The organism is Candidatus Macondimonas diazotrophica, assembly GCF_004684205.1.
Lineage (GTDB): Bacteria > Pseudomonadota > Gammaproteobacteria > UBA5335 > UBA5335 > Macondimonas > Macondimonas diazotrophica.
Window position 1 is genome coordinate 1 of sequence record NZ_SRIO01000046.1, and the last position, 2,751, is coordinate 2,751.

The window sequence follows — 2,751 nt, forward strand, 5'->3', positions numbered from 1 at the left end:
CCCGTGCCCGAGAACCGGCTGCGTTGGGAGGTGAGGGGACGGCCTGTTCTGTCAGAGTCAGGATTCTCCTCGACGCCATTTGTAGTCAAAATTCCTGCAAGCTTCTTCTGGTGTCGCTCCCCAGGCAGAGACACCGCTCAAAAGGCTGTCGCCATAAAGAGCGCACCATAGTTCTAGTTCTCCGTCCTTGAAGACTTTCGGCCTGAAGACGACGCTAGGAGCCGTCCATGTCTCCTGGATCGCAACTGCCGCATCAGCGACTGCGACCTGGATCATGTAGGCGTGGTGGCTGTAATCAGTCATCATGTCACCATCGGCATGATGTACCACTTCCATTCCGGATTATCGGAGAGGCCTTGCGAGATTCGGTGTTTCTCGAAGGCCTGGAGTATGCCGTGCTTCTCCATCCAATCCTTTGCTTCCTGCTCCTTTCTCATGATCCAGGCCGGATTAAGCTCGCTCACAGGCTCACAATCCCACGCCGTCTCAACGACAGTTCCGTTCACAGCGATGAAGAAGCGAGAATAGTCGTAGTGACCATACCGGATGATCTCGACCGGACACTTCGCGAGGAGATCCTTCTCCTTGTCATAGGAGTATTCCTCGATCCCGGCCTGCTTCAGGAGATACTCCCCGAGGTCTGGGTAGCCGTCTTCGTTCATGATGGGTCGAGCGGCGTGCTGTCGTCGCAGTCGTCTTCGATGTGGCTGTGGACGCCGTAGGCATAGACGGCCCAGATTGATTCACTCATCAGAACACTCCCCTGTATTCTTCTGGAGTTGCCGGAGTCATGGGTGGGATATGGAACTCCATATCATCGTCGGTTTCCCATCCGTCTCCACAGTGGTAGGTGGCGGTGATGCCTGAGATCAGGTAGATACCTGGGGCATCCGGCGCCGGGAGGGCACCCATGATAGCGTAATCGAGAAATCCACCATACTCCTGCTCGTAGGAGGCGGCTCCGGCATACCCGTCTTCGCTCAGAGGCGTCAGGATATACAGGTCGTCGATCCGATACTTTCCCCAATCCCGATTGGGAAATTCGCCATCGTCGATGACCTTGACGAGCACATCTTCCGGACGGTCGAAGTTGTACTGGACATCGTCCGAGTCGTCCTCGTCTCCGAAGATTTCGTACATTTTGATCGAGCGGATGCCGGACATCTCACATACCTCCGCGTCGAGACGCTTTGAATTGGTCAGGATTCGAGCAGAGGAGATCGAAGCTCGTGTTTCTGGATTCCCGCTCACGACGTATGGCGGCGCTGCACATTGAAATCGAAAAGAAAGACAGGACGACGCTGAAAACAGAAATACAGAAAGCCGCCATGGCAATGCTAATAGAAAGAGATTCCATTTTATTACTCCGTTGATTATTCTTCTTCGGCCAGACTTTTCATTTCTGGAAGAATTTCGCCGAGACGCCTTGTGTGTAGGACCCGGCACGAGGTGATCGTAGTTGGTTGAAATCTCCGCCCACTGGAGGACTCTTCCTCTGTCTCCAGGATATCGAAAAATTCACGGACAAGTTGGGCCAGTCTTGAGTTGTCTCTCATTACCGCCTCCCCGCCTTGTAACTGATAGCATCAGATATCACACGAGCCTGATAGTGCCGACCGCGATCAAACATCCTGATCATCGCGGTACGCAATTCCCATGGAGACGGTGAGAAGTGTCCGTCAGAGTCCTGTTGTACGCGCACAGCATGAGCCCCGACCCGAATGTCGTATACATCTGCTTCATCTTCGGAAGTTACTCGTGTGAGAAACCCTGATGTTCCCGTTTTCCAGTAATCTTCCTGGAAGGGATATTTGACGTCAGTCATTGAACTCTCCCCACTGCGCCTTCCCCGCCTTGATCAGGAGATCCTGACGACCGTTTTCGTCCAGTCGGAGCATGAAGAGCGCGACACCGCGCTCATCCGAACTCAGTCCTGGACTGTCGAGGTACATCTGGATGCTCTCGTCATCGATGTTGAGGTCCTCGATGACGATGTGAAGTCCGCCAAAAGGCGACACCGCTCCCAATCGGAGGAGACGAACGACCTTTGCTCGGACCATTCGAAGAATCGCGTCAACAGCCTCCGGAGGTTCGATGTAAGGGAGGTCTCTATCCATGGAGACAAACCCATTGTTGTTCAGGAACAGGTTGCCCGCGTCTTTGGGGTCAAGGCCGAGCTTGAGCATGGCCATACTGTGTATGCCTGAAACGTCCGCCGATCCATTGGGACAGAACAATTCGCAAGCCCACCCCGCAATACAGGCCGCTGTGCCGCAGATATAGTGGTTCATATTGAACCTGGAAACGTCACCGGGTCCTGTATTGATCGACCCCTCCGGGGCGTGCGGCACCGTCTTCAGATGGTCCGCGAGAATAAGCATGCGTTCGATATTCATCGCTGGTGTGTCCACACTCCAAGAGCTTCTAATTGTTCTTCAAGTTCGACGCTCGCTGAGATCAGGATTTTTCCCACCTGTCTCTCGGACATGGTCACGTATATGGGATTTTCCTGACCACGGATGATCGAGAATCCTACTCTAAACGGGCTCGCGTCGTAAGACATTCTGATTGCGTCGACTTCCTTGAGTTGGTCCGCCAGCTTTTTCGCTTTGTCGATATCCTCTATGCGCACTGCTTGATCTCCGTCTCTTCGGTCTCGACTCCAAGGCTTTTGAGCCGGCAGGACACATGAAAGATTTCAGCCTCGATGAGTCCGATCACAGCATTCGTCCTGATCTGAATCTCCTCGTG

The 2,751-nt window shown here is 53.6% G+C and carries 6 protein-coding genes; 1 reads left to right on the plus strand and 5 read right to left on the minus strand.

The features are described 5' to 3' along the window. Window positions 1-57 precede the first annotated feature (57 nt). From E4680_RS13625 to E4680_RS13635, 3 genes are all read right to left on the minus strand, one after another. Window positions 58-336, minus strand: a complete 279-nt coding sequence (locus E4680_RS13625) for a hypothetical protein (RefSeq protein WP_135282971.1) — start codon at window positions 334-336, stop codon at window positions 58-60. Then, window positions 303-662: a hypothetical protein gene (locus E4680_RS13630; RefSeq protein WP_135282972.1), complete on the minus strand. Its 360-nt coding sequence runs from the start codon at window positions 660-662 to the stop codon at window positions 303-305. The genes E4680_RS13625 and E4680_RS13630 overlap by 34 nt, the downstream gene beginning before the upstream one ends. A gap of 88 nt (window positions 663-750) precedes the next feature. Further along, entirely contained in the window at window positions 751-1,164 is a 414-nt protein-coding gene (locus E4680_RS13635; RefSeq protein WP_135282973.1) for a hypothetical protein, read from the minus strand. Between the two features lie 65 nt (window positions 1,165-1,229). On the opposite strand from E4680_RS13635, the gene E4680_RS14175 reads away from it, so the two are divergent. Continuing rightward, window positions 1,230-1,373, plus strand: coding sequence for a hypothetical protein (locus E4680_RS14175; RefSeq protein WP_167792529.1), 144 nt, complete (start codon window positions 1,230-1,232; stop codon window positions 1,371-1,373). A 444-nt stretch (window positions 1,374-1,817) separates the two neighbouring features. On the opposite strand, the gene E4680_RS13640 is transcribed toward E4680_RS14175, so the two are convergent. Then, window positions 1,818-2,396, minus strand: coding sequence for a hypothetical protein (locus E4680_RS13640; RefSeq protein WP_135282974.1), 579 nt, complete (start codon window positions 2,394-2,396; stop codon window positions 1,818-1,820). Beyond that, the gene (locus E4680_RS13645) at window positions 2,393-2,632 is read right to left on the minus strand and encodes a hypothetical protein (RefSeq protein ID WP_135282975.1); all 240 of its coding nucleotides are present in this window, start codon (window positions 2,630-2,632) and stop codon (window positions 2,393-2,395) included. The genes E4680_RS13640 and E4680_RS13645 overlap by 4 nt, the downstream gene beginning before the upstream one ends. Window positions 2,633-2,751 lie beyond the last annotated feature (119 nt).

Bases quoted from the DNA above. Each gene is read 5' to 3' on its own strand.
- E4680_RS13625 (WP_135282971.1), bottom strand. From the start codon at position 336: ATGGAAGTGGTACATCATGCCGATGGTGACATGATGACTGATTACAGC.
- E4680_RS13640 (WP_135282974.1), bottom strand. From the start codon at position 2,396: ATGAATATCGAACGCATGCTTATTCTCGCGGACCATCTGAAGACGGTG.
- E4680_RS13630 (WP_135282972.1), bottom strand. From the start codon at position 662: ATGAACGAAGACGGCTACCCAGACCTCGGGGAGTATCTCCTGAAGCAG.
- E4680_RS13635 (WP_135282973.1), bottom strand. From the start codon at position 1,164: ATGTCCGGCATCCGCTCGATCAAAATGTACGAAATCTTCGGAGACGAG.